This is a genomic window from Hydrogenophaga sp. GW456-12-10-14-TSB4, from assembly GCF_059424305.1.
On record NZ_JBWKZH010000005.1, the window covers coordinates 44,858 to 71,008 of the forward strand.

Below are 26,151 nucleotides of genomic sequence, written 5' to 3' on the forward strand. Positions count from 1 at the left end.
CAAGGAGACACGTATATGCAGGAACGCCGCCGCAAGTTTTATGGCTGGGGATACGAGGGGGACACCGTGCCCGAGAAAGAGATCGAGACTTTCGAGCGCGCCTGGAGCCGGCTGCTCGGCGTCGAGCACTTCGAGGCCACACCGTTTCCGCGCGAGGAGGACATCGCACTGCGCGCGCCGCGCATGCAGCCGCCGGCGAGCCTGGCTGCGATCTGCACGACGGGGCACTACGACCGCCTGTATCACACCTACGGGGCCGGCACGGTCGATGTAGCCCGTGCGCTGCGAGGCGAGTTCCGCAACCCGCCAGACGTGATCGCCTATCCGCGCACGGAGGAGGACATAGTCAACCTCTACGACTGGTGCGGATCGCACAACCTGGCCGTCGTTCCCTATGGCGGTGGCACCAGTGTGGTCGGCGGCGTCAATCCACCCGACAGCGACCGCTACCGCGGCGTGGTCAGTATCGACATGAAGCATTTCGATCAGGTACTGGAGGTGGACGAGACCTCGCAGTCGGCGCGCATCCAGGCCGGCGTGCTCGGCCCAAGCCTCGAACGCCAGCTCAAGCCCACTGGTCTAACCCTGCGCTTTTTCCTGCAGGCTTGGGAGTTCTCCTCACTGGGCGGTTGGATCGCGACCCGGGCCGCAGGTCATTTCGCTACGGCGTACACGCAGATCGACGACCATGTGCAGAGCCTCAAGGTGGTCACGCCGGCAGGCAACATCGCCTCGCGCCGCTTCCCGGTGTCGGGCTCGGGCCCCAACCCGGATCGGCTCTTCCTCGGCTCCGAGGGTGCGCTGGGCATCATCACCGAAGCGTGGGTCCGGCTGCACCGACGCCCCGTCTTTCGCAAGATGACGACCGTGCGCTTCAAGCGCTACGAGGACGCCGTGGAAGCCGCGCGCCAGTTGTCCCAGTCCGGCCTGAACCCTGCCAACGCCCGCCTGATCGAGCGTGAGGAAGCCGCCTACACCGAGTCCAGCGACGGTAGCTACGACATCCTGGTTCTCGGTTTCGAGTCGGCCGACCACCCGGTCGACGCCTGGATGGGCCGTGCGCTGGAGATCTGCGCCGCCTGCGCTGGCGAATGGGACGCGAAAGCATTGGACGGTGAGAAGGCCGGCTCCGATTCCGACACGGCCAACTGGCGCAACAAGTTTCTGCGCGGTCCCTTCATGCGCGAATACGCCATCGCGCGCGGGGTGATGCGCGAGACCATGGAGACGGCCATTCCCTGGAGCGGCTTCGCAGCGCTGCACGCCCATGTCAAGGCAGAAACCCATCGCGCAATCCGCGATGTCACTGGCCGGCCCGGCTCGGTCACTTGCCGCTTTACCCACCTTTACCCGGACGGCCCGGCGCCCTACTTCACCTGGTTCGCCTACGGCGACAAGGCACGGCTGCCGGAGCAGTACATGGCGATCAAGCGCGTCGCCGAGCAGGCCATGGTCGACGCGGGCGGCACGGTCACCCACCACCACGCACTCGGACGCGATCACCGTCCCTGGTACGACAAGGAGCGGCCCGAGCTGTTCTGCACCGCGCTGCGAGCCGCAAAGCAGGCCTTTGACCCGAAGCAGATCCTGAATCCGGGTGTACTTTTCGACCCGAGTTGACCATGACGGAATCCAAGACTCACACCACCGCAGCCCCTCTGTCCGGAATCCGGGTTCTCGATCTCAGCCGCATCCTCGCGGGACCGTGGAGCACCCAGTTGCTGGCGGATCTGGGGGCGGACGTGATCAAGATCGAACGCCCCGTCAGCGGCGACGACACCCGGAGTTGGGGTCCGCCATTCCTGGCACGGGAGGATGGGACACCGACGGTCGAATCGGCCTATTTCCTGGCGGCCAATCGCGGCAAGCGGTCGATCACCGTCGACATCGGCACGAGCGAGGGGCAGGACATCGTGCGTGCGCTGGCTCGGAACGCGGATGTCTTCGTGGAGAACTACAAGATCGGCGACATGAAACGATATGGACTGGACCATACGGCGCTGAGCGAGCTCAATCCGCGGCTGGTCTATTGCTCGATCACCGGATTCGGCCAGACAGGCCCATACAGCCACCGCGCGGGCTACGACTTCGTGATCCAGGCAATGGGCGGCCTGATGAGCATCACCGGGCAGAGCGACGACCAACCCGGCGGCGGAGCACAGAAGTGTGGAGTCCCGATCGCAGACTTGATGACCGGCATGTACGCTTCCACTGCCATCCTGAGCGCCCTGCTCGAGCGCGTCGGCAGCGGCCAAGGCCAGTGCATTGACATGAGCCTGCTGGATACTCAGGTGGCGTGGCTTGCCAACCAGGCGGCCAATTATTTGGTGTCGGGCCACACTCCCAAGCGCTGGGGCAACGCACACCCCAACCTCGCGCCCTACCAGGCATTTGCCGCGCGGGACGGGGAACTGATCGTCGCGGTTGGCAACGACCGTCAGTTCGCCGCGCTGTGCCGGACGCTGGGCAACGCGGCGCTTGCCGCCGAGTCGCGCTTCGCCACCAACACACAGCGGCTGGAGCACCGAGCCCAGCTCATCTCTCTGCTGGCTGCACTATTCGCCGGCCAGAGCCGCGACCACTGGTTGGCCCGGCTCGAGGAGGCCGGCGTGCCATGTGGACCGATCCAGAGCATTCCCCAGGCCTTGGCAGACGCACACGTCCAAGCACGCGGCATGGTGTTCTCGCTGCCGCACGCCAGCGGCGCAGAGGCCCCGCAGATCGCCAATCCAATCAAGTTCTCACGCACCCGCATCGCCTACCGACGCCCGCCCCCCGTCCTAGGCGAACACACCGCTGAGGTGCTGGCCCAAGACTTGGGCTGGACTGTGGCCCAGATCTCGGCCCTGCAGCACCAGGGCATCGTCTGAAGCCCGCGAACAGCGCTAGTTCCCCGACGGCTACTCACTACAAAGGAGACTTTCCATGACGCACTCTATTCGCCGGGCCTTGACCACACTTCTATGCATCGGCGCGCTGGTCGGCGCAGGCGCTGCAATCGCCAAGGACTGGCCGGCGCAAGCAGTCCGCATCGTTCTGCCATATCCGCCAGGCGGCGCCTCGGACGTCACAGCCCGCCTGCTGGGCCACCAGTTGGGGCTGGCCCTGAACGCTTCCGTCATCGTCGAGAACCGCCCCGGCGCCAACGGCATCATCGCCAACGAACTCGTGGCCAAGTCTGCGGCCGACGGCTACACCGTCCTGATGGCAAACCTCGGCCCAAACGCCATCAACCCAGCCGTCTACGCCCGGCTTCCCTACGATACCGCCAAAGACTTCGCTCCGGTGATCCTCACGACGAAGGTCCCGCTGTTGATCGTAGCGGCCGTGGCTCGCCTCTGACGAGCTTGGCGCAATTCATCGCTCTTGCTCGGGAAAAGCCGGGCCAAGTCAGCTTCGGCTCCGCTGGCAATGGCTCCGGTAGCCACTTGGCCGGCGAGCTCTTGGCCATGACGACGGGCACCAAGATGCTGCACGTCCCCTACAAGGGCGACGCGCCCGCGCTGACAGACCTGATGAGCAACCAGGTTACGGTCGCCCTTCCCACGGCACTTGCAGGCGTTCCCCACGTCAAGAGCGGCAAACTGCGCGCGCTCGCCGTCACGAGCCAGTCGCGCATCCCTTCGTTGCCTGACGTACCAACAGTAGACGAAGCGCTCGGCACCAGCGGCTTTGAGGCGGTTTCCTGGGGAGGCCTCATGGTGCCAGCGGGCACGTCCGCACCCATCGTCGCTCGGATCAATACCGAGACCAACAGGGCGCTGCAGATGCCCGACATCCGCACCAAGCTGTCGGCACAAGGGGCTGAAGTCATGGGAGGCACTCCCGAGGCCTTCGGTACTTTCTTACGCTCGGAGCTGTCCAAATGGAAGCGTGTGGCGGAAGCCGCCAAGGTCCGACTCGAGTGAGCCCATGCGCTGGACGGAAGTCACGCATCGTGCCAGCCGCGGCACGTGAAGCCAGGCACGCCGCTTCTGACCCGAGTCGCTAAAGCGCACCCAGGACGCCATTCGAAGCACCCGTAAAAGGGCAGTGGTGTTAGAGCGTGTCGACCAGCTCCGGCACGGCCGTGAACAGGTCGGCCACGAGGCCGTAGTCGGCCACCGAGAAGATCGGGGCTTCTTCGTCCTTGTTGATCGCGACGATGACCTTCGAATCCTTCATGCCGGCCAAGTGCTGGATGGCACCCGAGATGCCGGCTGCGATGTACAGCTGCGGCGCGACGATCTTGCCGGTCTGGCCCACTTGCCAGTCGTTCGGGGCGTAGCCCGCGTCGACGGCGGCGCGGCTGGCGCCGAGGCCGGCGTTCAGCTTGTCGGCCAGCGGGGCCATCACTTCGGTGAACTTCTCTGCGCTGCCCAGGGCACGGCCACCCGCGACGATGATCTTGGCTGCCGTCAGTTCAGGACGCTCGCTCTTCGTGACTTCACGGCCGACGAAGCTGCTCTTGCCGCTGTCTGCAACGCCTTCAGCGGTTTCGATCGCTGCGCTGCCACCCGTGGCGGCTGCGGCATCGAAGCCGGTCGTGCGCACGGTGATCACCTTGGTGGCGTCGGTGCTCTGCACGGTGGCGATCGCGTTGCCAGCGTAGATCGGACGCTCGAACGTGTCGGGGCTGACAACCAAAGTGATGTCGCTGATCTGCGCCACGTCCAGCTTGGCGGCCACGCGCGGTGCGACGTTCTTGCCGTTGGCGGTCGAGGGGAACAGGATGTGGCTGTAGTTGCCGGCGATGGCCAGCACTTGGGCTGCGACGTTCTCGGCGAGGTTCTCTGCCAGCGAAGCGCTGTCGGCAGCGATCACCTTGGACACGCCAGCGATCTGCGCGGCGGCCTTAGCGGCTTCTGCTGCATTGGCACCGGCCACGAGGATGTGGACGTCGCCACCGCAAGCCAGGGCTGCGGTCACGGTGTTGAGGGTGGCCGGCTTGATGCTGGCGTGGTCGTGTTCGGCAATAACAAGTGCGGTCATGTTCAGATCACCTTCGCTTCGTTCTTCAGTTTGTCCACCAGCGTTGCAACGTCAGGCACCTTGATGCCGGCACCGCGCTTCGGCGGCTCGCTGACCTTCAGGGTCTTGAGGCGCGGCTTCACGTCCACGCCCAGGTCTTCAGGCTTGAAGACATCGAGCTGCTTCTTCTTGGCCTTCATGATGTTGGGCAGCGTCACGTAGCGCGGCTCGTTCAGGCGCAGGTCGGTCGTGATGACCGCGGGCAGCGTGAGCGTCAGCGTTTCCATGCCGCCGTCGACTTCGCGCGCGACGGTGACCTTGTCGGCTGCCAGGTCGACCTTCGAGGCGAAGGTGGCTTGCGGCAGGTCGGCCAAAGCAGCCAGCATCTGGCCGGTCTGATTGGCGTCGTCATCGATGGCCTGCTTGCCGAGGATGATCAGCTGGGGCTGTTCCTTGTCGACCAGCGCCTTGAGCAGCTTGGCCACGGCCAGCGGCTGCAGCTCTTCGGTGGTCTCGACCAGGATGCCGCGGTCGGCGCCGATGGCCATCGCGGTGCGCAGGGTTTCCTGGCATTTGGCATCACCGCAGGACACGGCGATGACTTCGGTCACGAGGCCCTTTTCCTTCAGCCGCACCGCTTCTTCGACAGCGATCTCGTCGAAGGGGTTCATGCTCATCTTGACGTTGGCAATGTCCACCCCGGTGCCGTCGCTCTTGACGCGCACCTTCACGTTGTAGTCCACCACGCGCTTGACGGGGACGAGAAGTTTCATTTCGATTCCTGTGATTTTCGAAGTATTTGATGCGCCAACGCTTAAGAAAGTCCCGTAAACCGCGCAGCCCTGCGCTCGCGCCGCGCCGCGACGCCTTCCGCCGCATCAGCGCTGCCGGCCACGTCCTGCGCCAGCATTTGCGTGCAAACCATCGCCTCCACGGGGCTGCGTGCTAGCGTCTCCTGCGCCATGCGTTTGAGAAAGCGCATGACTGTCGGTGACGAGTCCGCCATGTCGTGCGCCATCTCCATGGCCACGGCCATTTCCTCACCGGGCACACACAGGCGGTTGACGAAGCCCGCTTCATAGGCGCGCTGCACCGATACGGGCCGGCCGAGCAGCATCAGCTCCATGGCGATCTTGTGCGGTATGCGCGCAATGATCGACGCCACCAAGCCTGCCGCGTTGCCCATCCGCGCCTCGGGGTAAACAAAGGTGCTGCGATCCGTCGCGATGCAGAGGTCGCAGAAGGTAACCAGTGTCACGCCCGCTGCGATGACGGGGCCATCCACCACGGCAATGATCGGCTTGCCCACCGGCACGCCGAGCTCGGGTATGGCGCGCCAGAACTGGGCCGGCGCGGCCTTCATGTCGAGCCCCGCCGTGAAGACCGGACCATTGGCACGCAATACCGCCACGCGGTCATCGGATGACGCGAAGTCCCGCCATGCCCGTTCAAGAGCCTGCACCGCGGCTTCGTCCAGCGCATTGCGCTTGGTCGCGCGGTCCAGCGTGATGACGCGCACCCGGCCGATGGAGCGCACATCGATGCGAGGGGCGGCCACTGTCATCCTGAAAGCTCCGCCCGTGTGGCCGCTGCCTGCCGCATCTGCGCCATGGCGTATGCCACCTCGACATGCAGCAGAAGCGGATAGCCCATGCTGATGATCAGCCACTCCAGGGCCGCACGGACGGTATGCTTCCATTCAGAACACATCACGCAGCCTCCTGTTGCGAGCTCCGCGCCACGGCGCTGATGATGTTCTTGGACGCCAGTTTCTCGATGCACTGGGAGTTGAGACCGAGCACCTGCTCCAGCACTTCACGCGTGTGGTGACCCAGGGCGCTGGGCGCCCGCTTGTACTGCACGGGCGTAGCGCTGAACTTGATCGGGTTGGCGATGCCGCGCATATAGCCTTCGCCGTTGTCACTACCGACGTCGACCGCCAGTTGGCGATGGATGACTTGCGGATGCTGGAAGGTTTCGCGATAGCTGTTGATACGACCATTGGGCACGCCGCGATCCGAAAATTCCTTGAGCCAGTGCTCGCACGGCAACTTTGCCATGATGGCCTGCACACGCGGCAGCAGGGCATCGCGGTGCAGGATGCGGCCGGACATGCGGGCATAAGCGGGGTCTGTCTCCAGCTCCTGGCTGCCCAGCGCCTGGCAAAAGCGCCGCCATTGCTCGTCGTTGCCCACAGCGATCACGATCTTTCCGTCCGAGGTGTCGAAGACCTGATACGGCACCAGCGTCGGATGCGCATTGCCCCAGCGGCGTGGATCCAGGTCGTTGACGAGGTGGAACGCCCCCTGGTTGGAGGCAAGCGCCGTCACGCAATCGAGTAGCGCCATATCGATGTATTGCCCTTCGCCCGTTGCGTTGCGGTGGTTTAGTGCCGCGAGAATCGCAATGCTCGCGTACAGCCCGGTGGTCAGGTCGGCCATGGCAATGCCTACCTTCTGGGGGCCGCCGCCCGGCAGATCGTCGCGCTCACCGGTAATGCTCATCAAGCCCCCTTCGGCCTGGAATACGAAGTCATAGCCAGGGCGGTCGGCATAAGGGCCCGTCTGGCCATAGCCGGTGATGGAGCAGTACACGATAGCGGGATTGAGGGCGCGGATGCTTTCGTAGTCGAGGCCATAACGAGCCAGGTCGCCGACCTTGAAGTTCTCGACGAACACGTCGCACTGCGCGGCCAGGGCGCGGATCAGGTCCGCGCCTTCGCGGCTGGCGATATCCACGCCCACCGAGCGCTTGTTGCGGTTGGCGGAGGCGAAGTAGGTCGCGTCAGGGGTTTCGCGGCCGTCCGTCGTGCGGAAATACGGCGGACCCCAATGCCGGGTGTCGTCGCCACGCGCCGGGTGTTCGATCTTGATGACATCGGCGCCCATGTCGGCCAGTGTCTGCGTGCACCAGGGTCCGGCCAGCACACGCGTCAAGTCCAGTACACGGATGTTTCCCAAGGCTTGCGGTTTCATCGTTTCGGCTCCCACTTTCAGTTCCCGCTAGGCAGGTTGATCTGAATGGACTTGACTTGCAGGAACTCTTCCACACCGAAGAGTCCGCCCTCGCGGCCAACGCCGCTTTGCTTGTAGCCGCCGAAAGGAGCCAGCGCATTGAAGCGCGCGCCGTTGATGTCTACCTGCCCAGCTTGGATGCGGCGTGCCACGGCCATCGCCTGCTGTTCCTCGCCCCAGACCGCGGCGGCCAGTCCATAGGCCGTGGCGTTGGCAAGGCGCACGGCATCGTCTACGTCCGAATAGGTGAGGATGCTCAGCACCGGACCGAAGACCTCCTGGCGCGCCAGCGCGTTGTCTTCGTCGACCGCGTATGCCCTGGGCGCGACAAAAAAACCTTGTTCCGGCACGGCGCTGGCCTCGGCAATGCGCTGGGCCCCCTGCCGCTCGCCTTCGTGCAACAGCGCCTGGACGCTGGCTTGCTGACGCTGCGAAATCAGCGGTCCGACACGGCTACCTTCGGACAGGCTGCTGCCCACTGTCAGCTTGGCGATTTCCTGCGCCACCAACGCACAGGCTTGCTGCGCCAGATCGGCCGGAACCAGCAGGCGCGTCAATGCGCTGCAGGTCTGGCCATTGTTGAGCATGCAGGAGGCCATCGTCGCCTTCACTGCACGCGCAAGATCAGCGCTCGGCAGCACCACGCTCGGCGACTTGCCTCCCAGCTCAGTGGTCACTTTCTTGACGGTCTGCGCCGCCAGTGCGGTCACGGCCTTGCCAGCCTGCGTCGAGCCGGTGAAGCTCAACACGTCCACCGCTTCGCTGGCCGCCAGCGGTGCACCGACCATTGGGCCCGTACCGTTCACCACGTTCACGACGCCGTCGGGAAAGCCAGCTTCGTGCAGCGCTTCGCAGATCAACTGCGTGGTTTGCGGCGTCAGCTCGCTCGGCTTGAGCACTACGGTGTTGCCCGTAAGCAGGGCGGGCGCGAGCTTGAGCACGATCTGGTGCAGTGGAAAGTTCCAGGGCGTGATGCAGGCGATGACGCCAAAGGGCTCGCGCGCGATGCGCGAATTGCCCACCATCGTCTCCCATGTCAGCGACTGCACGGTGTCCACGAAACTGCCGATATTGCACAGCGGAGACTCGACCTGGACGATCTGCGAGATCTTCAACGGCGTGCCTACTTCGGCCGCGATCGCGCGCACCAGTCGATCCTTGCGGGTGGCCAGTGCCTGTGCCCATTTTTGGACGATGCGTACGCGCTCCGGCAACGGCATCGCGCTCCAGCCCGCAAAGGCCGCGCGGGCGGCCTGCGCCGCGCGCAGTGCGTCGTCCTCGTGTCCCATGCCGACCCTCGCGGCCAGCGCGCCGGAGTTGGGGTCGAACACCTCAACAAATTCTTTGCCCTGCGTGGCACACCAGGCGCCGGCGATGTATTGGCGGTCGTAGAGATGGGTCATTTCACAGTTCCTCCAATGCCTGCACGCGGTCGGGGCCGCCCGACCATTGCCAGGCCAGCGAATGGCGCGACACCCCCAGCAACACGCCGTTTAGTGCACTTGGATGGATCCAGAGGCCATCGCGCTCCACGGGCGTCTGGGTGCGGCGCGTGTAGCGCTGCCCGTGCTTTTCGAGCCGCGCGATGACATCGGCCAGGTCATCGGTCTGCACGTAGCACATGTACAGCGCGTCGCCGCGCTTGGCCGAGAAGCGGCCCATGGGGAACGCCGGATCGTGTGCCTCGGAAAGCTCGATGCGGTCCAGACGGTCCGGATCGAACATCATGAGCGTTCCCACATAGCCGAAGCGCTCGAAGGTGATGCCCACGTTGCGCTCCGGCTGCAGGCCCAGGCCGTCCGCGTAGCGCGCGGCCACGTCCTGCCAAGGCGAGTTGAGCACCATCGTCAACTCGTAGAGAAACTCGATCGGCCCCTCGCCGCGCGCATTCCGGGCGGTTGTGCTGACCACCAGCGGCATGTTGTGCAGGTCCGAGGGTTCGAGGTACAGGCGTCCGTCGGCCGCCGTGAACCGCACTTGGTGGGCCGCCAGATGCCGGGTGAACGCCTCCAGGTCCGGCGTGGAGACGCCACCATACATGAGCCCCTCGCCCCACTGCTCCAGGTGCTTGTGGACGACGCCCTCGCCGCGTGGCTCGCACAGCTCGACCTGCGTGGCGCCCAGTTGCATGCGGCGCACGCGGGCGTTCAGCCACGTGCTGTCAAAATCTTCGATCCGGCGCGCGGCCAGGATATTGGAGTAGTTGCTTTGCGCGGCGTCCAGTGAACGCACGGCAACCAGAATTCGGTCTACGTAATCAAGCATGAGGCAGGCTTTCTGAAAAGGCGCACGCAGCGGCCATGACGCACGATGCGGCGGAATAAAGGATTCCCACGTTCGTGGGGACTCAATCAATCTGGATATCCAGTTCTTTGATCAAGGCGCCCCAGCGCCGGTCTTCGCGCGCAATGAAGTCGCCATATTCCCGAGGCGTGCTGGGTGTGATGTCGATGTTCTGCGCCCTGAAATACTCGACGAAATCAGGCTTGGCCTGCACCTTGCGCAGCGCGGCATTTAGCTGGTTGACGATGGGCCCGGGCGTTCCCTTGGGCAGATGCAGCCCGAACCAGGATGCCACCTCGACGTTGGGCAATCCGCTTTCGACAAACGTTGGCACGTTCGGTAGCGCATGAGAACGCTGCGCCTTCGTCACCGCCAGCGGCACGATCCTTCCGGACTTGATATGCGGCAATGCCGTGTTGATGCTGTCGAACATGAAGTCCAGATTTCCGCCGAGCAGGTCCGTCATCGCTGGAGCGCTGCCCTTGTAAGGCACATGGGTGACCTGAATGGCGGCCTGCTGGGCGAACAGCGCCGCGGAAAGGTGCGGCGATGAGCCCGCGCCGAACGAGCCGTAGTTCAACTGCCCGGGCTTTCTCTTGGCTTCTTCGATGAGCTTGGCGAGATTGGAATAGTTCCTGGACTTGTCTGCGTTCACCACCAGCACGTTGGCGCCATCGGCCACCTTGCCCACGGCAATGAGGTCACCCGGTGAATAGGGCATTTTCTTGAGCAGGAAACGGTTGACGCTGACTTGCCCGATCGCACCGAACATGACCGTGTAGCCATCCGGCTTGGCCTTGGCCACGTAACTCGCGGCGATGGAGCCATTCGCGCCTGCGCGGTTGTCCACAATCATCGGCACCTTCAGCTCCCCCTGCAGCTCCGCGGCGAGCTTACGGGCGATCACGTCGTTGATGCCGCCCGGTGGATAGCCCAGCACCAGCGTGATCGCTTTATGAGGCCAGGCGGCTTCGCTCTCGGGTTGTGCCTGCACACCAAGCGACGTACCCCCTAGGGCCATGGCAACCGACACCAAGGCCATCTGCCTCAAACGTCGGCGCGAAATAGGAACACGGCCAGTTTGAATCCGCATGTGTGTCTCCTGTTGCTTTTTGAATAGGCTCATTCTTGGGCAGCAAGCGGCAGCGCGGGACATGGCTTTTGACGAATGTGTGCGAACATCGCACGTAACCCGTTTGAAAAAATAAGGCCAAGCAATGGCGGATTCCGCAGCCTTCAACAACATGGAGCAAGTAGCGCAGAAGCATCGGGGCGATCCCGACTTCATGCTCTCACTGGCCCGAGGATTGCAGGTGCTGCTTGCGTTCTCGGAGCGAAAAAGTCCGTCTTCCGGCGCGGAAATCGCGCGGCGCACCGGGCTGGACCGCGCGGTCGTGCGTCGCTGCATACACACGCTGGAATGCGTGGACTTGGTGCGACGCGACGGCACCAAGTACGTGCTGGATGCGAGCGTGCTGAACCTTGGCCACGCCTACTTCTCGTCCATCGATCTGGTGCAGCGTGCTCAGCCTTTGCTGGATGAGCTGGGCGATGCGGTGCACACCAATTGCGCGCTGGCCATGCTCAACTGGAGCGACGTGGTCTACCTGGTGCGTTCGCAAAGCCGCCGGCTGATGCAGCGCTCGCTGGGCATGGGTAGCCGATTGCCGGCGCACTGCACGTCGCTGGGTCGGGTGCTGCTTGCCCATCTGGGCGCGACTGAGCTGGACGAGTATTTCGTGCAGGTGCCCCGTCCGCGGATCACGCCGCATACAGTGACGGAAGAGGCCGCGCTGCGCGACATTCTTACCCAAGTGCGAAAAGACGGTTTCGCGGTCGTCAACCAGGAGGTGGAACTGGATCTGGTGGGCATTGCGGTGCCTGTCAAGATGCAGGGATTCGCGGCACAACTTGCGCTGAGCGTGACCGTCAGCCCGCGCTACACGGCGCCGCATGAGATGAAGCCGCGCTATCTGGACCGCATGCAGGAAGTCGCCGCGCGACTGGGCGGGCTCTGAGTGCGCAGGGAGGCCCTGTTCGGAGATCAGGCGCTGCATGCGGTCACTCCACCCGGATGTGTTCAGCTCGGATGATCTCAGCCCACCGCCTGGACTCGCGCCGCACCTGGTCTTCGAACTCGGCCGGGCTGCTGTTAACGATGCGAAAACCGTCGGCCTCCATCCTGCCCTTGACGGCCGGCTGGGCCAATGTCTTGCGCAGCGCGGACTGGATGTGCTCGAACACCGGGCGCGGCACACCCTTGGGCACCATCATGCCTATCCACGACTGCGCCGTGTAGCCTGGCACGACCGAGCCGATGGTGGGCACGCCGGGCAACTGGACCACGGGCTCGGGGCTGCCGATGGCTACCGCGTTGACCTGGCCGGCCTTGATGTAGTTGACGACGGTGGGCAGGCTGCCGATGACCAGGTCCACTTCGCCGCCCAGCAGCGCGGTGAGCATGGGCCCGCCGCCCTTGTAGGGCACGTGGGTGAGTTGAGCGCCGGCCTGGCGCGCGAAGGCCACGGGGTTGAGGTGGTTGGAGCCGCCTACGCCCGACGAACCGTAGTTGAGCTTGCCGGGCTGCGCCTTGGCGGTGTCGATCACGGCCTGCAGCGATGTCAGTCCCGATTTCTTGGATGTGACCAGCGCCATGGGCATGGTGCCGATCAGGCTCACGTAGTCGAAGGAATGGAAGGTGTCGTACTTGATGCCGTAGAGGCTGGCATTGACGGCGTGCGAGTCGAACACCAGCAGCAGCGTGTAGCCGTCGGGCGCGGCACGCGCGGCCTCGTAGGTGCCGATGGTGCCGGAGGCGCCACCGCGGTTATCGACCACCACGCTCTGGCCCAGGTGCTCGGCGAACTTCTGCGAGATGGTGCGCGCCACGTAATCCACCGAGCCGCCGGGCGGAAATGGCACGATAAGCCGCACGGGCTTGCTGGGGTAGCTGCCCTGTGCCTGGACGCCGAGCGCGAACGTGGCGATGGCGCAGCCTAGCAGGCTGCGCACAAAGGTCTGGTGTTGCATGGTATTTGGTTGCTGGGATCTCTCGTTATCAAAAGTGAGCTTCTTGCGCTCACTACCAAAGGTTTTCAGGTGCTTTCCATTTCAAGAATCAATGGTGATAAGCGCCAGCAGTTATGTTTATTGCGGCATGGCTCAGCGGTTCACATCGACCACTACGCGCCCGCGCACACGGCCAGCGAGCAACTCTGGCGCCAGGGCCAGCGCCTCGGCCAGCCCGACCACGCGGGTGTTGCGCGCAATGACTTCGGTGGGCAACTCGGCAGCCAGGCGCTGCCAGGCCGTGCGGCGGCGCGCCTGCGGGGCGTACACGCTGTCCACCCCGGCGAGGGTGACGCCGCGCAGGATGAAGGGCGCCACACTGGCGGGCAGGTCCATACCCTGGGCCAGTCCGCAGGCGGCCACCACGCCGCCGTAGCGCATGCTGGCCAGCACATTGGCCAGCGTGTGACTGCCCACGGCGTCGATAGCGGCGGCCCAATTCTCCTTTTGCAGCGCCTTGCCGGGGCCGGAGAGCGCGGCGCGGTCGATGATGCCGCTGGCGCCCAGCGACTGCAGGTGGGCGGCCTCCTCAGGCCGGCCGGTGGAGGCCGTCACCGCATAGCCCAGCCGCGACAGCAGCGCGATGGCGATGCTGCCCACGCCGCCGTTGGCGCCGGTGACCAGCACTGGCCCCGCGTCGGGCTGCGCGCCATGGGCTTCGAGCGCCATCACGCACAGCATGGCGCTGTAGCCTGCCGTGCCGATCGACATGGCCTGCTGTGCCGTCATGCCCGCGGGCAGCGCCACCAGCCAGTCGGCGCGCGTGGTGGCGTAGCCGGTCAGCCCCCCCCAGCGCGTCTCGCCCGTGCCCCAGCCGTTGAGCACCACGGCATCGCCGGGCACAAAGCGCGGGTCGCTGCTGCGTTCCACCGAGCCCACGAAGTCGATGCCCGGCACCATGGGAAAGCTGCGCACCACGGGCGACTTGCCGGTGATGGCCAGCGCGTCCTTGTAGTTCAGCGTGGAGTGGCTCACGCGCACCAGCACTTCGCCTTCGGGCAGGTCGTCGATGGCCAGCGAACGCAGCTCAGCCTGGGTGGCGCCGCTGTCGGAGCGAGTCAAATAAAGGGTGGGGAACATGGCGGTTGCAGTGGGGTTGGAAGATGGGGATGAAGCGGACGCGGCGCGGACGTCATCGCGCCAGTCACGCGCATAGCGCTGCACCAGCGAGGCGCCCAGGCGCTCGCGCATGACTTCGCTCGCACCATCGGCTAGGCACAGCGCCTTGGCCGCGAGCAGGCTGCGAGTCAGGCCCCGGCTCTCGGTCATGCCGCGTGCACCCAGCGCCTGGATGCATTGCCCGATGGCAGCCAGGCTCTCGTTGCCGGCGTAGAGCTTGGCGGCGGCGGCGGCCTCCACGGCCTCGTCGGCGCGCGCCTCGATCAGCGCGGCGGCGCGCTGAGTCAGCAGGCGCAGCGCGTCGTGCACCAGCGAGACATCGACCAGCGACCAGCGCAGGCCCTGCTGGTTCAGCACCGGCTGGCCCGCTACCATTCGTGCGCTGCAGTAGGCCGTGGCCTGTTGCAGCGCGCTGTGCAGCAGGCCGCAGGCCATGGCCGCGATATGCACGCGCGCCTTGTTCACGCCCGTCATCGCCAGCTTGAAGCCATGGCCGGGCGGGTAGAGCACGTCGCTGTCGGGCACGAAACTGTCGTGCAGCTCGAAGCCGGCGATGCCCGCCAACTCCAGGCCATCCAAGGGTTGATCGACCACGCGCCGGCAATCCGGCCCATCCAGCCGCACGATGAAGCAGGCAATGCCCGCGGGGCCGAGCTGCGCATCGGTCTGCGCAAAGACCAGCGCCACCTCGGCCCCCACGGAATTGGCGATCCACTGCTTGCCGCCCGTGAGCCGCCAGCCGCCGTCGACCTTGCGCGCGGCCATGCCAATGGCCGTGAAGTCGCTGCCCGCGCCGGCCTCCGACATGGCGGTGCAGCCGATCAGCTCGCCGCGCAGCATGCCAGGGATGTAGCGCGCCCGGGCCTCGGCGCCAGCGCTCTCGGCAATGCGCAGGATGGCGTTATGGTGGTTGATGAAGGCAAATGCAAACGCAAAGTCCACGCGCGCCAGTGCCTCGACCGCCGCAGCCCGCACGGTATAGGGCAGCCCCAGGCCGCCCAGGGCCTTGGGGACTTCCAGGCCCGCCAGCCCCTGCACACAGGCGTCGCGGATGGCGGGGCCCGCCCACTGGCCGGTGCCGGCCAGCGGCGCAACCTTAGTCTGGGCAAAGCGGCGCAGCGCGGCCAGCACCGGTGCGGCCTCGGACGGCAGCGATTCGATGAGGGCGTCGCGGGTGCTCATGCCCAAGCCTCCCTGCCCGGCTTGCCGGACACACGTATGGCGCCGGCCTGGGCCAGCTCGGCAATGCGCGCGGGCGTGTAGCCGGCCACGCGCTGCAGCACCTCGGCAGTGTCGGCGGCCAGCGCGGGCGGATAGTCCAGCACCGGCGTGCCGCAGTACTTGAAGGGATTGCCGATCATTTCCACGCCCGTATTCGCCCCGGGGCGCGGCACATCCTCGACCATCTGGCGCGCCCGCGTCAGCGGGTGGCGCAGCGCCTCATCTACGCCGAGCACCGGTGAAGCCGGCACGCGCGCCTCGGCAAACAGCGCCAGCCATTCTGCGGACGGCCGCGTGGCGACCAGTGCGCCCAACTCGGCCGTCAACGCCTGGATATTGGCGATGCGCGCGGCCGCGTCATGAAAGCGCGGATCGTCGGCCAGCGCTGGGCGGCCCAGCGTATCGCACAGCTTGCGCCAGAACGCCTCACCGGTGGGCGCCAGCGCAATCCATTTGCCGTCGGCCGCGAGATAGGTGTCGCTGGGCGCGATCATGCCGTGCCGAGCTCCGGTCGCGCGCGGCACCGGGCCGCCACTGAGCCAGCCCTGGGCCTGCCAGGTGAGCATGGCGATCTGCGCGTCGTAAAGCGAGACCTGCACATGCTCACCGCGCCTGGTGCCCAGGGCCTTGACCAGCGCCGCAACCGTGGCCAGCGCCAGGTACAGTCCGCCCGCGAGATCGGCCACTTGGTAGCCCACACGCACGGGCTTGCCGCCCTCTTCGCCGGTGATGCTCATCACGCCGGACAGGGCCTGCAGCATCAGGTCGAACGCGGGCGCGTTGGCCCACTCGCCCTCGTCGTGCAGGCCGATGATCTGCGCGACCACGATGCGCGAGTTGATGGCGCTCAGGCTGGCGAAGTCCAGCCCCAACCGAGCAGGCACGGCGGGCGCAAAGCCGTAGATCACGGCGTCTGCCTCGCGCACCAAGTCATGCAGCGCCAGCCGGCCGCCAGGCGACTTCAGTTCCAGCGCGATGCTGCGCTTGCCCCGGTTGACGGACAGGAAGAAGGGCGAGTCCTGCGTGTCGGACACCGGCGGCACGCGGCGCGCCAAGTCGCCATCCAGTGCTTCCACCTTGATGACCTCGGCGCCCAACTGCGCCAGCAATTGGCCCGCAAAGGGGCCGCCGAGCACCCAACTCAGGTCGAGGATGCGTTTTTGAGAAAGCATGCGTTGGGATCTCCAAAATTGAGTAACGCTCACATTCCATCACCGGCAAACTGAGGTATCAAACGATATAAACTGCCCTTTCTTGTTAGAAAACCTCACATCATGGCCTTGCGCCGCCTGCCCCCACTGGGATCGATCCGCGCCTTCGAAGCGGCGGGCCGGCTGCTGAGCTTCTCGAAGGCGGCGGACGAGCTGTCGGTCACGCATGGCGCGGTAAGCCACCAGATCAAGGCTCTGGAAGGCTGGCTGGGCGTGCCGCTGTTCCTGCGCCAGGGCAAGTCGGTGGCGCTGACCGATCAGGGGCGGCTGTACCTGGACTCGATCAGTCCGGCGCTGGCGGCCATTGCGGCTGCGTCACGGCGCATCAGCACACACGAGGTGCTGCGTGTGAACGCGCTGCCCACCTTCACCATGCGCTGGCTGTTCCCGCGGCTAGCCCAGTTCCGGGCGCTGTACCCGCACATCGAGGTGCAAATCTCCACCGGGCTTGAGCCCATGAGCCGCCTGCCCGCGAACATTGACGTGGTGATCCGCCGCGAGCCGCATGAGGTCACGGGTCTGCACAAGGTACGCGTGTTGTCGGAAACGGCATTTCCCGTGTGTGCGCCGTCGCTGCTCGAGCGCGTGCCGCTCACGCGCATCGCCGACCTGGCGCAGCACACCATCCTGCACTGCCCGGCGCGGCGCACGGCCTGGGACGACTGGCTGGCCATCGCGCACCACAGCCGTGTGGTGCCCGCGCAGTCGCTGGAGTTGGAGCACCTGTACTTCTGCCTGCAGGCGGCCATCGACGGCATCGGCGTGGCCATGGGCTATTCGCCGCTGGTCGCGCCCGACCTGGCCTCGGGGCAGCTCGTGGCGCCGTTCGGCGACAAGGTGCTCACCACCCCCGGCTATTTCGTCATCACGCGCACCGAGCGCCAGCACGATCCGGTGGTTAAGACTTTCTGCGAATGGCTGCTGGAGCAGGGCTCGCGCTTCGACGAAGGCCGGTGAGCTGTGTGCTCGCGCACGCCCTCCGCACACTGCGCTCGCACATGGCGAACCGAATCGCGAACAGGAAGCCCGTCACTGGCCGCGCAGTCCAGATCCTAGTCACGATGACGACACGTCAGCAGTGATCCTTCTCTCCCCCGGTGCCGCCAAGACCTTCGCGGCTGGGATTTAGCCGTCCGCCCTCCGGTTCGTCTGGAACACACGAAGGCTCCGCCCTCATTCGGGGGCAGCATATTGGCACCCCGCATTCGGATGGCACTACTCATGCCTCAATCCAAGCAGGCTCGTGCGTGGGCCGGCGGCTCCTTTGCTTTGCTGACGAAGACACTTCCTATGCCGACTCGGGGCTTTCCACTCTTGACATATGAGTGTGCCCGAATGATGATCATGTTCACTCGATGAATTGAGTGTTCATCTAGTGAACTTAACTGGAAACTCATCACCATTCAGGAGACATATGACGTACGTTGCTTCACGTCGCTCTGTGCTTCGCTCGGCTCTTGCCCTGCCAGCGCTGCATCATTTGGTTTCGCATGCCGACAACTGGCCGAGCCAACCCATCAAATGGGTCGTGCCATACCCTCCAGGGGGCACCACCGACATGCTGGCCAGGGTCATTGCCATAAAACTCGGCGAGCGCTTGGGGCAGCCAATCGTGATCGAAAACAAGCCTGGTGCGGGCGGCAACATCGGCACGGACCACGTGGCGAAACAGCAAGCCAACGGCTACACCATGCTCATGGGCAATATTGGTCCCATCTCGGTAAACCCCTCGCTGTATCCCAATCTTTCCTTCGATCCAATCAAGGATCTGGCCCCGGTGACCCTGCTCCTGGAAGTGCCCAATGTGCTGGTGATCAATCCAGCGCTACCGATCAAATCGGTGCAGGACCTGATTGCCTATAGCACCCGCCAAAATGCGCCCTTGAGTTATGCGACGCCCGGTGCTGGCACATCGCTGCATCTGGCCGGCGAGCTGTTCGCGGCAAAGGCCAAAATGCGCTTGACCCACGTCGCTTACAAGGGCAGTGCGCCAGGGCTCAACGACACCATGGCGGGCCATGTGCCCATGATGTTCGACAACCTGCCTTCCGCGCTTCAACTCGTCAAGACGGGCAAATTGCGAGCGCTGGCCGTCACCAGTTCCAAACGCTCCCCCATGCTCCCCAATGTGCCGACGATGGTGGAAGCAGGTATCCCCGATTACGCGATTACGGGGTGGTTCGGCGTCATGCTGCGTACCGGCACGCCAAAGTTCATTATCGAAAAACTCCATGCCGAAATACGCGCAATACTCGCCATGCCAGAAATAACAGTAAAACTGGAGGAAATGGGCGGCATTGTTTCCGGCGCGGATCCTGAAGCATTTGCACGCTTCATCGCTACGGAAACCGAAAAATGGAGAAAGCTCATCAAGTCCGCCAATATCTCCATCGGATAACGGTCAAATCAGCAAACAAATAATTCCACACAAGCAAGCGGTCAGGATTGAAAAACCGCTCGCGCACGGATTGATAGGAAACGCAGTGATTGACAAGAAGTTTGAAAATGGGGTCTTGGAATTGAAGATCTCCCGCCCCGAAAAGCGCAATGCGCTCAGCCGAGCCATGTACCAGCAGCTTGCAGATGCATTGGATGAAATTCAAAAAACAGCGGAATGCAATGCAATCATTATTCATGGGGAAGGCGACCATTTCACGGTAGGCGCGGACATAGGAGATTTTCAGGAAAAGCGAGGCGAAGGAGATTCACCTGCCGTGGTGTTTCTGCGCAAATTGGCCAGCATCGAAATCCCCGTCGTTGCTGCGGTTGAGGGCTTTGCTGTAGGGATTGGCACGACCATGCTGCTGCATTGCGATTTTGTCTATGCCGGCCAAAGTTCCAGATTTCGGATGCCATTCGTGGAACTTGGCCTTTGCCCCGAAGGCGCATCGAGTCATTTGCTGGAGCGTGTAGTGGGGCCGAGAAAGGCACGCGACTGGCTCATGAGTGCTCGCTTTTTCGACTGCGACGAGGCGCTCGCCGCGGGCCTTCTGACTGCCGCCGCGCCTCAGGGGCAGGCTCTCGACATGGCGCGTGCGACCGCGAAAAAACTGAGCCAGCTGCCGGGTGTATCACTGCGCACCACCAAGAATATGCTGGCGCGGGGCGACAAAGCCGCGGTTCAAGCCGCACTCGACGACGAGGTGCGAAATTTCGCCAAACTGATCAATAGCGAAGCCACGCAAGCCATTTTCAAATCATTTCTCAACAAATCGAGCCGACGTTGAACCCCGGGGCTCGCCGGGGCCGATTCGTGAAGAAAAGCATCATGATTGGAATTAAACAATGAACCTCGAATATACCGAACAAGAGGAAAAATTTCGTGAAGAAGTCCGGCTGTGGATCCGAGAAAATCTGCCGGCCTCGACGGCCGAGAAGGTTCACAATGGATGGCGCCTGTCCCGCGAGGACATGCAAGGCTGGCACAAGATCCTTGGCAAGAAGGGGTGGCTGACCTACCGCTGGCCCGAGGAATTTGGCGGCCCGGGCTGGAGCATTATCGAGCGGCATCTCTTCGAAGAGGAATGTGCGTTGGCCGGGGCGCCCCGCCTGATTCCCTATGGTCCGGTCATGGTGGCTCCGGTGATCATGGCTTTCGGCAACCGGGCGCAGCAGGCGCGATTTCTGCCGGGCATCGCGTCGGGCGAAGTATGGTGGAGCCAGGGATACAGCGAGCCGGGCTCCGGCTCGGATCTCGCATCGCTGAAAACCAGGGCCGAACGCAAGGGTGACGTTTATATCGTCAATGGACAGAAAATATGGACGACGCTGGCCCAGTATGGCGAGTGGATTTTCTGTCTGGTCCGCACGAAATTCGACGGAAAGCCGCAAAGCGGCATCAGCTTCCTGCTCATCGACATGAAGTCGCCCGGCGTGACCGTGCGCCCCATCAAACTGTTGGATGGCGACTTCGAGGTCAATGAGGTCTGGTTCGACAACGTCGAAGTCCCCGTGGAAAATTTGGTCGGGGAAGAAAACCACGGCTGGACCTATGCCAAGCATCTGCTTGCGCATGAGCGTTCGAACATTGCCGAGGTTGCAAGGGCAAAGCGCGAACTGGGACGGCTCAGGCGCATCGCTAGAAAACAGAATCTGCTAGATGACTTCCGGTTTCGCGATGAAATCACAAAATTGGAGGTGGAGATACAGGCGCTGGAAATCCTGGTGCTGCGGGTTCTCTCTGCAGAAAGGTCCGGCAAGAAAGCGCTAGACATTGCAGGCCTGCTCAAGATCCGGGGCAGTGAAATCCAGCAAAGATACAGCGAACTGATGATGCTGGCGGCAGGCCCTTCCGCGCTGCCCATTATCGAGGAAGCGTTGGATATCGATTGGGCCGGAAGCTATCCCGAGGGCGACCGCACCCACGCGCCGCTGGCCGGGACGTACTTCAATCTGCGCAAGACGACCATCTACGGCGGCTCCAACGAAATTCAACGCAACATCATCGCCCAGGCCTTGCTGGGTTAGGAACAACCATGGATTTTGATTTTTCATCCGAACAGGATCAATTGCGCGAGGCCGTCGGCAACTGGGTGCGGCGCAGCTATACGTTCGAGCGGCGGCGGCAAATCGAAAGATCGACTGGCTTCTCTAAGGAGGTCTACGCCGAACTCGCGGCGCTTGGGCTTCCCGCGCTTCTTTTTGGAGAAGAAGACGGGGGAATGGGGCTGGGGCCGGTCGAGATGATGGTCGTGATGGAGGAGGTGGGGCGCGGCATCGTGCTGGAGCCCTTGATGCATGCCTTCCTGTGCAGTTGGGTATTGGCCCAGTCCACGGCGCCGCAGGCGGCCATCTGGCGGGAAAATATCGCTTCAGGCTCCAGCCTCGCCGTACTGGCCTACCAAGAGCCTGGCGCGAGATACGAGCTTTCGTCGTGCACGACCACCGCCACGCCAGACGAAACAGGAACGCATTGGCGCTTGGAGGGGCATAAGTCCCTGGTGGCAGCCGGAGACGAAGCAGATGCCTTCATCGTTCCCGGCCGCACGGCGCAAGGCATGGCGCTTTTCTGGGTTGATCGGAACGACCCCGGCGTTGCCCTCGACAGCTACAGGACCCTGGATGGCGCCCGCGTCGCCCATCTTGCGCTCCATGACGCCACGGGGCATCTCATCACCGAGGACGGATATCGGGCGCTGCAGGCGGCCGTGGATCTAGGGATCGCATGCATATGCGCGCAAGGCGTCGGCGTGATGGAGGCGATGCTTGCCGAAGTCCTGGCATATCTCAACGTGCGCAAGCAGTTCGGTGTGCCATTGGCCAGCTTCCAGGCGCTTCGGCACCGGGTCGCCGATATGAAGACACAGCTTGAACTGGCACGGTCCATGAGCTATCTGGCCACCTTGAAGCTCAACGACTCGCCCGAGGAGCGACACTTTGCCGTCTCGCGCGCCAAGTACCAGCTGGGCAACTCCATGCGATTCATCGGCCAGCAGGGGGTCCAGTTGCATGGCGGCATCGGCATGACGGACGAGTGCGTGGTGAGCCACTATTTCAAGCGCCTGACGCAGCTGGAGATGACCTTTGGCGACACCGCCTACCATCTGGGCCAGATATCCGCTACCTGTCAGTGAGGCAGCGCCCCGGAAGCACGGGGCGAGCGGAGCGGAATAGTCAGGACGTTGCTCCCATAAGGACGACATCGCATGCGCCGACGTCTGCCGAGGACGTCGGCGCTGCGGCGCGCTCCTAAAATTGGTATCCGACAGCGCTTCTATTCCAAACCGATGAAAACCAACCGGTCTATCCAACGATGCCTCGCCTTGCTGAGGGCCTTCCGGGGCCATGCGCGTCCATCGCTCTCGGAGTTATGTAAGGCAACCGCTCTTCCTCATGCAACGGTTCTGAGATTCCTGCTTACTCTGGAGGAGGAGGGCTATGTTGCTCGGCACGAGAGCCAATGGCGATTGACGAGCAGGGTGCTGGAGATCGGTTTCGCCGCGCTGGAAAGTTCGGGAATATCGGAGACGGTGCAGACCACCGTGCAGTCGCTGGCAGATGCATTCTCTGGAACTTCAAATATCGGGGAATCCTGCGATAGCGGGGTTCTGATCATTGCTCGTGCACTGGCGCCTGCCGAGCGCAGGCGGCTGCATGTGGCGAATTTGCGCGTGGGCAGCATACTGCCGGCCGAAAGCGCGCTGGCCAATGCTCTATCTATACCGATCCAAGAGACTTTTGCAATCTTGCACTACCCCAATGGATCTCAAACTTCGTTGGCCGTTCGGATGCCTAGTGCTCTGGGGCGCACCCTCGCATTGGGCGTTTCCGCCGAATCGGAAGAGTTCGCTGACGATCGCAGAGTGCAAGAAGCCGTCGCCCGTTTGCACGAAGAGGCACACAGGATTGGGCACATCCTTGATATCGGCCCTATTTGAGCGCAATGTAAGTATGTTGCGCTGCCTCACCTCATGTCCATGCCAGCCCTCCTTCAATGGCTACGTCGAGCGGCTGGCCCGGGCCAGCAGCACTTGCCTGGCGGCAGCCGCGCGCAACCGCTGCTCCGCGCCGTGCGAGTGGGCCGGCCACATCGTCGGGCCCGGTCACCGTCAACCCTCCACGTCGAGTGGTTCAAAGCGTCCGCTGTTCCGCAGGCCCCGGCGGGTGACACGCAGACGCCTCTCACCGTCCATCTGGCCCGCTCGGGCAAGACAGTGTCTCCAACGCTGCGATCGAGGGGATTCGACGTGCTCATGCGCCGACGATACGAAGCTATGAGAACTTCGATTAGCCGCATGGATTGATGAAGTGTCCTCGCGATCGGTTCAATGGTCCACGCATGACAGCGTCGCTAAATCGATCGATGCGCGGGTGGCGATCGGTATGGTGAAGCGCGGCAACAGCTACGGCGTGCCCCCGAAGCACCTATTTCGTGCGCGTCCGTGATGCGCAGGTCTTGAGTCGCGACGACATATCGCTGCCCACTCGAACATGATCGAAGCCAATGTGAGGGACATTGGATGGAACGCCTCTTCTGCAGCAGACAAACAGGAAACTATTCAATGATAGGTCCGCGTTGTCGTTCAAATTGCCATGAAACATTGCGACCTCGTACTATGGCGTTCACGTGTTGCCCTAGCCGCTGCGCGAGTATGGGTTTCCACGGCACCAAGCTGAATCCCATGCCGTCATCGAGCATCGCGTAACGCCCACTGACGAGCATGACACTGCGCCGATAGATGCCCGCCACGCGCTGGCCGTCGGCCACCGGGCGGTGTTCCAGGCCCGTCTCGGCGGCAATGTCCTTCGCGGCCTGCGCCAGTTCGCGACTACGCAGCGTGACCAACAGGTTGCGCGCCAAGATCACGCGATGCCCACGCCGCTGGACCAGCCCCTGTTCGGCCAGGAAGTCCGCGCGCTGCTGCATGGCCTGCTTCGCCTCGCCGCCAAAGCCTAGGTCGCCCAACCCCTTGCCTCCTCCGATCAACTGATGGTCGAGCCAGGTGGTGCCGATGACGCGGGCTTGCCGCTCGATGGGCAGGTGCGATTTCAGCTCCACCGCCACGCCGCCCATGCGCTGCGCGTCGTAGCGGCGGCCCTGCTCGGGCAGGTCGTCCGGCACCTTCCATAGCCCTTCAGCGACGCGTTCCACGATGCCCGCACGGCGCAGGGCTTCAAGCCGGCGAACGTGAGCCGCCACGCCCTCTTGCGGGTCCCGGTCCGGCATGACCTGGCCCTGCGCGATGGCGAGGTGATGGTCGGTGCGATACAAGCCGTCGCTCGCCAGCGCGGCGATGTTCCTGTCGGCCGCGCGCACATCGGCCGATCCCGTCACCTCCACCACGGCACCAGCCGGATAGTTCGCCAGCTCGTCGCGGGCGTTTAGCGCGACGTAGTGGGCCTTGCCGTCCACACCATCGATGACCAGATAGCCCCGGTCGCGCAGTTCGTCGGCCAGCCCCTTGGCGGCCACGCGGCCGAGAATGGTTCGGCCGTCGTCACCCGGCTCGAACACCGCCAACTCGCGCGGCTCGCCGCGCATGGCCCGCTGCACGGTGCGGATGATGTCGCCACGCTCGCCCAATGCGCGCAAGGTCTTCTCGGTGTCGGCATGGACGGCCCACGTGCCGGGCTTCATCTCGTCAGCCAGGCCCAGGCGCTGCAAGCGTTGCAGGCGGCCGATCAGCAGCAGGCGCTGGCGTTGCAGCTGCGGTTCGTTGAAGCGTTCGACATGCACCAAGCCATCATCGCCAAACTCGCGCTTGAGCGTGCGATCCAGGCTCGTCCACCGCTCTTGCTCCACCTCGCGCTGCAAGGTCTGCTGGATCTCCCGCTCGGTGCGCAGCCCCAGCCATTCGGTCGCCAGCTCGGCGGCGCGATGGCGGAAGCCATCGGCGATGTAGTCAGCCGAAATGATGAGGTCTTTGCCGGTGTCGTCGCGCCCTCGCACGACGATGTGGGTGTGCGGGTTGTCGGTGTTCCAGTGATCGACGGCCACCCATTCCAGCCGCGTGGCCAGATCGGCCTCCATGCGGCCCATGAGGTGCCGCGTGTAGGTGCGCAAGTCTTCCAACTCCGCACCATCCTCGGGCGAGAGGATGAAGCGGAAATGGTGCCGGTCGTCTGTGCAGCGTTCCTTGAACGCATCGAGGTCGGTTTCGTCGGTCTGCGGCCCGTAGGCCCGACCCGGTTCACCATCGCGGCCCACGCCGTCGCGCTCAATGTAGCGCAGGTGCTTGGCGAGCGACTGCGGGCTGGATTGACGCTGGTTGACCAGCAGCGTCTTGATGGTCACGCGCCGCGACATGGGCGTCCGCTTTGCGCCCGCGAAGCGCGCCGCCGTGTGGCCACGCCCCAGCCGTGAGCCAGGCCGCTGGCCGGTGCCACGCGCCGATGCCGGGCGGCGCACCGAGGACTTGCCGCTGCTTGCCTTGCCAGCCTGCTTGAGCACCTTGGAGACGAAGCCCTGGCCCTGGCCCTTACCCCGGTTCTTCAGGGTGCTGGGGCGGATGCGGAAATCATCGTCGCGGCGGTCGCTCATGGCTGCGCTCCCTGCAAGCTCTGGCATGCCCGGTCGTGCGAAGCACGCGGACATGCCTGCATGGGCGGGGGCTTCGCTTCCTGCGCGGCACGGCGGCGAAGCCGCTCCGTGCCGCGCCACCCCCACGTGCAGACTGGGTTTGCGGGCCGACAGGGGCCGCCCCCTTTTGTCTTGCCTTCCGCCTTTGCCCCTCGCTGACGCTCGGGGCAGCGGCGGCCCGGCGGCGCTGCTGCGTGAGCAGCCAGCGCGCCGGCGAACGCGGACACGGCCGCAGGCCGGGCGCGTTCGAGGCAAGACACCTGCA

23 protein-coding genes and 1 pseudogene are annotated in these 26,151 nt (G+C 64.2%); 11 read left to right on the top strand and 13 right to left on the bottom strand.

Annotated elements, in window-relative coordinates:
- Positions 1 to 15 precede the first annotated feature (15 nt).
- From AC07ZS_RS04120 to AC07ZS_RS04135, 4 genes are read left to right on the top strand one after another with little or no spacing between them, the layout of a single operon-like run.
- On the top strand, positions 16 to 1,620 hold the full coding sequence (locus tag AC07ZS_RS04120; protein WP_494797364.1) for an FAD-binding oxidoreductase: 1,605 nt from the start codon (positions 16 to 18) through the stop codon (positions 1,618 to 1,620).
- A gap of 2 nt (positions 1,621 to 1,622) precedes the next feature.
- On the top strand, positions 1,623 to 2,870 hold the full coding sequence (locus AC07ZS_RS04125; RefSeq protein ID WP_494797365.1) for a CaiB/BaiF CoA transferase family protein: 1,248 nt from the start codon (positions 1,623 to 1,625) through the stop codon (positions 2,868 to 2,870).
- Positions 2,871 to 2,925: 55 nt separating this feature from the next.
- Positions 2,926 to 3,342: a Bug family tripartite tricarboxylate transporter substrate binding protein gene (locus tag AC07ZS_RS04130; protein ID WP_494797366.1), complete on the top strand. Its 417-nt coding sequence runs from the start codon at positions 2,926 to 2,928 to the stop codon at positions 3,340 to 3,342.
- Between the two features lie 5 nt (positions 3,343 to 3,347).
- On the top strand, positions 3,348 to 3,908 hold the full coding sequence (locus AC07ZS_RS04135; protein WP_494797367.1) for a tripartite tricarboxylate transporter substrate-binding protein: 561 nt from the start codon (positions 3,348 to 3,350) through the stop codon (positions 3,906 to 3,908).
- 130 nt (positions 3,909 to 4,038) lie between these two features.
- Here AC07ZS_RS04135 and AC07ZS_RS04140 read toward each other — a convergent pair whose 3' ends face one another.
- The 8 genes from AC07ZS_RS04140 to AC07ZS_RS04175 all read right to left on the bottom strand — a co-directional run bounded on the left by AC07ZS_RS04140 (position 4,039) and on the right by AC07ZS_RS04175 (position 11,340).
- Complete coding sequence (locus tag AC07ZS_RS04140; RefSeq protein ID WP_494797368.1) at positions 4,039 to 4,971, bottom strand: electron transfer flavoprotein subunit alpha/FixB family protein; 933 nt, start codon at positions 4,969 to 4,971, stop codon at positions 4,039 to 4,041.
- 2 nt (positions 4,972 to 4,973) lie between these two features.
- Complete coding sequence (locus AC07ZS_RS04145) at positions 4,974 to 5,723, bottom strand: electron transfer flavoprotein subunit beta/FixA family protein (protein ID WP_494797369.1); 750 nt, start codon at positions 5,721 to 5,723, stop codon at positions 4,974 to 4,976.
- A 41-nt stretch (positions 5,724 to 5,764) separates the two neighbouring features.
- Positions 5,765 to 6,514 carry an enoyl-CoA hydratase/isomerase family protein gene (locus tag AC07ZS_RS04150; protein ID WP_494797370.1) on the bottom strand — a complete coding sequence of 250 codons (750 nt, stop codon included), beginning with the start codon at positions 6,512 to 6,514 and terminating at the stop codon, positions 5,765 to 5,767.
- Positions 6,511 to 6,660 carry a hypothetical protein gene (locus AC07ZS_RS04155; RefSeq protein WP_494797371.1) on the bottom strand — a complete coding sequence of 50 codons (150 nt, stop codon included), beginning with the start codon at positions 6,658 to 6,660 and terminating at the stop codon, positions 6,511 to 6,513. The genes AC07ZS_RS04150 and AC07ZS_RS04155 overlap by 4 nt, the downstream gene beginning before the upstream one ends.
- Positions 6,660 to 7,925 carry a CaiB/BaiF CoA transferase family protein gene (locus AC07ZS_RS04160; RefSeq protein WP_494797372.1) on the bottom strand — a complete coding sequence of 422 codons (1,266 nt, stop codon included), beginning with the start codon at positions 7,923 to 7,925 and terminating at the stop codon, positions 6,660 to 6,662. The genes AC07ZS_RS04155 and AC07ZS_RS04160 overlap by 1 nt, the downstream gene beginning before the upstream one ends.
- A gap of 17 nt (positions 7,926 to 7,942) precedes the next feature.
- Positions 7,943 to 9,367, bottom strand: a complete 1,425-nt coding sequence (locus AC07ZS_RS04165) for an aldehyde dehydrogenase family protein (protein WP_494797373.1) — start codon at positions 9,365 to 9,367, stop codon at positions 7,943 to 7,945.
- Position 9,368: 1 nt separating this feature from the next.
- Complete coding sequence (locus tag AC07ZS_RS04170; protein ID WP_494797374.1) at positions 9,369 to 10,229, bottom strand: VOC family protein; 861 nt, start codon at positions 10,227 to 10,229, stop codon at positions 9,369 to 9,371.
- An 82-nt stretch (positions 10,230 to 10,311) separates the two neighbouring features.
- The gene (locus AC07ZS_RS04175) at positions 10,312 to 11,340 is read right to left on the bottom strand and encodes a Bug family tripartite tricarboxylate transporter substrate binding protein (RefSeq protein ID WP_494797375.1); all 1,029 of its coding nucleotides are present in this window, start codon (positions 11,338 to 11,340) and stop codon (positions 10,312 to 10,314) included.
- 124 nt (positions 11,341 to 11,464) lie between these two features.
- Between AC07ZS_RS04175 and AC07ZS_RS04180 the strand changes: the two genes are divergently transcribed.
- Positions 11,465 to 12,265 (top strand): IclR family transcriptional regulator domain-containing protein, encoded by an 801-nt coding sequence (locus AC07ZS_RS04180; protein WP_494797376.1) that lies wholly within the window; start codon positions 11,465 to 11,467, stop codon positions 12,263 to 12,265.
- Positions 12,266 to 12,308: 43 nt separating this feature from the next.
- Here the strand turns inward: AC07ZS_RS04180 and AC07ZS_RS04185 are convergent, their stop codons facing one another.
- The 4 genes and pseudogenes from AC07ZS_RS04185 to AC07ZS_RS04200 all read right to left on the bottom strand — a co-directional run bounded on the left by AC07ZS_RS04185 (position 12,309) and on the right by AC07ZS_RS04200 (position 16,828).
- Entirely contained in the window at positions 12,309 to 13,277 is a 969-nt protein-coding gene (locus AC07ZS_RS04185) for a tripartite tricarboxylate transporter substrate binding protein (protein ID WP_494797377.1), read from the bottom strand.
- Positions 13,278 to 13,409: 132 nt separating this feature from the next.
- Entirely contained in the window at positions 13,410 to 14,396 is a 987-nt protein-coding gene (gene acuI / locus AC07ZS_RS04190; protein WP_494797476.1) for an acrylyl-CoA reductase (NADPH), read from the bottom strand.
- Between the two features lie 96 nt (positions 14,397 to 14,492).
- Positions 14,493 to 15,617, bottom strand: a pseudogene (locus AC07ZS_RS04195) (acyl-CoA dehydrogenase family protein); the annotation flags it as partial.
- A complete protein-coding gene (locus AC07ZS_RS04200; protein WP_494797378.1) occupies positions 15,614 to 16,828 on the bottom strand; it encodes a CaiB/BaiF CoA transferase family protein in 1,215 nt (404 codons plus the stop codon). The pseudogene AC07ZS_RS04195 and the gene AC07ZS_RS04200, both read right to left, overlap by 4 nt.
- Positions 16,829 to 16,930: 102 nt before the next feature.
- On the opposite strand from AC07ZS_RS04200, the gene gcvA reads away from it, so the two are divergent.
- The 6 genes from gcvA to AC07ZS_RS04230 all read left to right on the top strand — a co-directional run bounded on the left by gcvA (position 16,931) and on the right by AC07ZS_RS04230 (position 23,244).
- On the top strand, positions 16,931 to 17,824 hold the full coding sequence (gene gcvA, locus AC07ZS_RS04205; RefSeq protein ID WP_494797379.1) for a transcriptional regulator GcvA: 894 nt from the start codon (positions 16,931 to 16,933) through the stop codon (positions 17,822 to 17,824).
- Positions 17,825 to 18,281: 457 nt separating this feature from the next.
- Positions 18,282 to 19,265 carry a Bug family tripartite tricarboxylate transporter substrate binding protein gene (locus AC07ZS_RS04210; protein WP_494797380.1) on the top strand — a complete coding sequence of 328 codons (984 nt, stop codon included), beginning with the start codon at positions 18,282 to 18,284 and terminating at the stop codon, positions 19,263 to 19,265.
- A gap of 85 nt (positions 19,266 to 19,350) precedes the next feature.
- The gene (locus tag AC07ZS_RS04215) at positions 19,351 to 20,094 is read left to right on the top strand and encodes an enoyl-CoA hydratase-related protein (protein WP_494797381.1); all 744 of its coding nucleotides are present in this window, start codon (positions 19,351 to 19,353) and stop codon (positions 20,092 to 20,094) included.
- A 58-nt stretch (positions 20,095 to 20,152) separates the two neighbouring features.
- On the top strand, positions 20,153 to 21,334 hold the full coding sequence (locus tag AC07ZS_RS04220) for an acyl-CoA dehydrogenase family protein (RefSeq protein WP_494797382.1): 1,182 nt from the start codon (positions 20,153 to 20,155) through the stop codon (positions 21,332 to 21,334).
- An 8-nt stretch (positions 21,335 to 21,342) separates the two neighbouring features.
- Entirely contained in the window at positions 21,343 to 22,440 is a 1,098-nt protein-coding gene (locus tag AC07ZS_RS04225) for an acyl-CoA dehydrogenase family protein (protein WP_494797383.1), read from the top strand.
- Positions 22,441 to 22,593: 153 nt separating this feature from the next.
- Entirely contained in the window at positions 22,594 to 23,244 is a 651-nt protein-coding gene (locus AC07ZS_RS04230; RefSeq protein ID WP_494797384.1) for a helix-turn-helix domain-containing protein, read from the top strand.
- A 617-nt stretch (positions 23,245 to 23,861) separates the two neighbouring features.
- Here the strand turns inward: AC07ZS_RS04230 and AC07ZS_RS04235 are convergent.
- Positions 23,862 to 25,847 (bottom strand): relaxase/mobilization nuclease domain-containing protein, encoded by a 1,986-nt coding sequence (locus AC07ZS_RS04235; RefSeq protein WP_494797385.1) that lies wholly within the window; start codon positions 25,845 to 25,847, stop codon positions 23,862 to 23,864.
- Positions 25,848 to 26,151: the final 304 nt, after the last annotated feature.

Coding starts and splice junctions, on each gene's coding strand:
- AC07ZS_RS04180 (WP_494797376.1), top strand. CDS start 11,465: ATGGCGGATTCCGCAGCCTTCAACAACATGGAGCAAGTAGCGCAGAAG.
- gcvA (WP_494797379.1), top strand. CDS start 16,931: ATGGCCTTGCGCCGCCTGCCCCCACTGGGATCGATCCGCGCCTTCGAA.
- AC07ZS_RS04175 (WP_494797375.1), bottom strand. CDS start 11,340: ATGCGGATTCAAACTGGCCGTGTTCCTATTTCGCGCCGACGTTTGAGG.
- AC07ZS_RS04140 (WP_494797368.1), bottom strand. CDS start 4,971: ATGACCGCACTTGTTATTGCCGAACACGACCACGCCAGCATCAAGCCG.
- AC07ZS_RS04165 (WP_494797373.1), bottom strand. CDS start 9,367: ATGACCCATCTCTACGACCGCCAATACATCGCCGGCGCCTGGTGTGCC.
- AC07ZS_RS04225 (WP_494797383.1), top strand. CDS start 21,343: ATGGATTTTGATTTTTCATCCGAACAGGATCAATTGCGCGAGGCCGTC.
- AC07ZS_RS04160 (WP_494797372.1), bottom strand. CDS start 7,925: ATGAAACCGCAAGCCTTGGGAAACATCCGTGTACTGGACTTGACGCGT.
- AC07ZS_RS04210 (WP_494797380.1), top strand. CDS start 18,282: ATGACGTACGTTGCTTCACGTCGCTCTGTGCTTCGCTCGGCTCTTGCC.
- AC07ZS_RS04200 (WP_494797378.1), bottom strand. CDS start 16,828: ATGCTTTCTCAAAAACGCATCCTCGACCTGAGTTGGGTGCTCGGCGGC.
- AC07ZS_RS04235 (WP_494797385.1), bottom strand. CDS start 25,847: ATGAGCGACCGCCGCGACGATGATTTCCGCATCCGCCCCAGCACCCTG.
- AC07ZS_RS04230 (WP_494797384.1), top strand. CDS start 22,594: ATGAAAACCAACCGGTCTATCCAACGATGCCTCGCCTTGCTGAGGGCC.
- AC07ZS_RS04170 (WP_494797374.1), bottom strand. CDS start 10,229: ATGCTTGATTACGTAGACCGAATTCTGGTTGCCGTGCGTTCACTGGAC.
- acuI (WP_494797476.1), bottom strand. CDS start 14,396: ATGTTCCCCACCCTTTATTTGACTCGCTCCGACAGCGGCGCCACCCAG.
- AC07ZS_RS04120 (WP_494797364.1), top strand. CDS start 16: ATGCAGGAACGCCGCCGCAAGTTTTATGGCTGGGGATACGAGGGGGAC.
- AC07ZS_RS04220 (WP_494797382.1), top strand. CDS start 20,153: ATGAACCTCGAATATACCGAACAAGAGGAAAAATTTCGTGAAGAAGTC.
- AC07ZS_RS04125 (WP_494797365.1), top strand. CDS start 1,623: ATGACGGAATCCAAGACTCACACCACCGCAGCCCCTCTGTCCGGAATC.
- AC07ZS_RS04145 (WP_494797369.1), bottom strand. CDS start 5,723: ATGAAACTTCTCGTCCCCGTCAAGCGCGTGGTGGACTACAACGTGAAG.
- AC07ZS_RS04185 (WP_494797377.1), bottom strand. CDS start 13,277: ATGCAACACCAGACCTTTGTGCGCAGCCTGCTAGGCTGCGCCATCGCC.
- AC07ZS_RS04155 (WP_494797371.1), bottom strand. CDS start 6,660: ATGTGTTCTGAATGGAAGCATACCGTCCGTGCGGCCCTGGAGTGGCTG.
- AC07ZS_RS04130 (WP_494797366.1), top strand. CDS start 2,926: ATGACGCACTCTATTCGCCGGGCCTTGACCACACTTCTATGCATCGGC.
- AC07ZS_RS04150 (WP_494797370.1), bottom strand. CDS start 6,514: ATGACAGTGGCCGCCCCTCGCATCGATGTGCGCTCCATCGGCCGGGTG.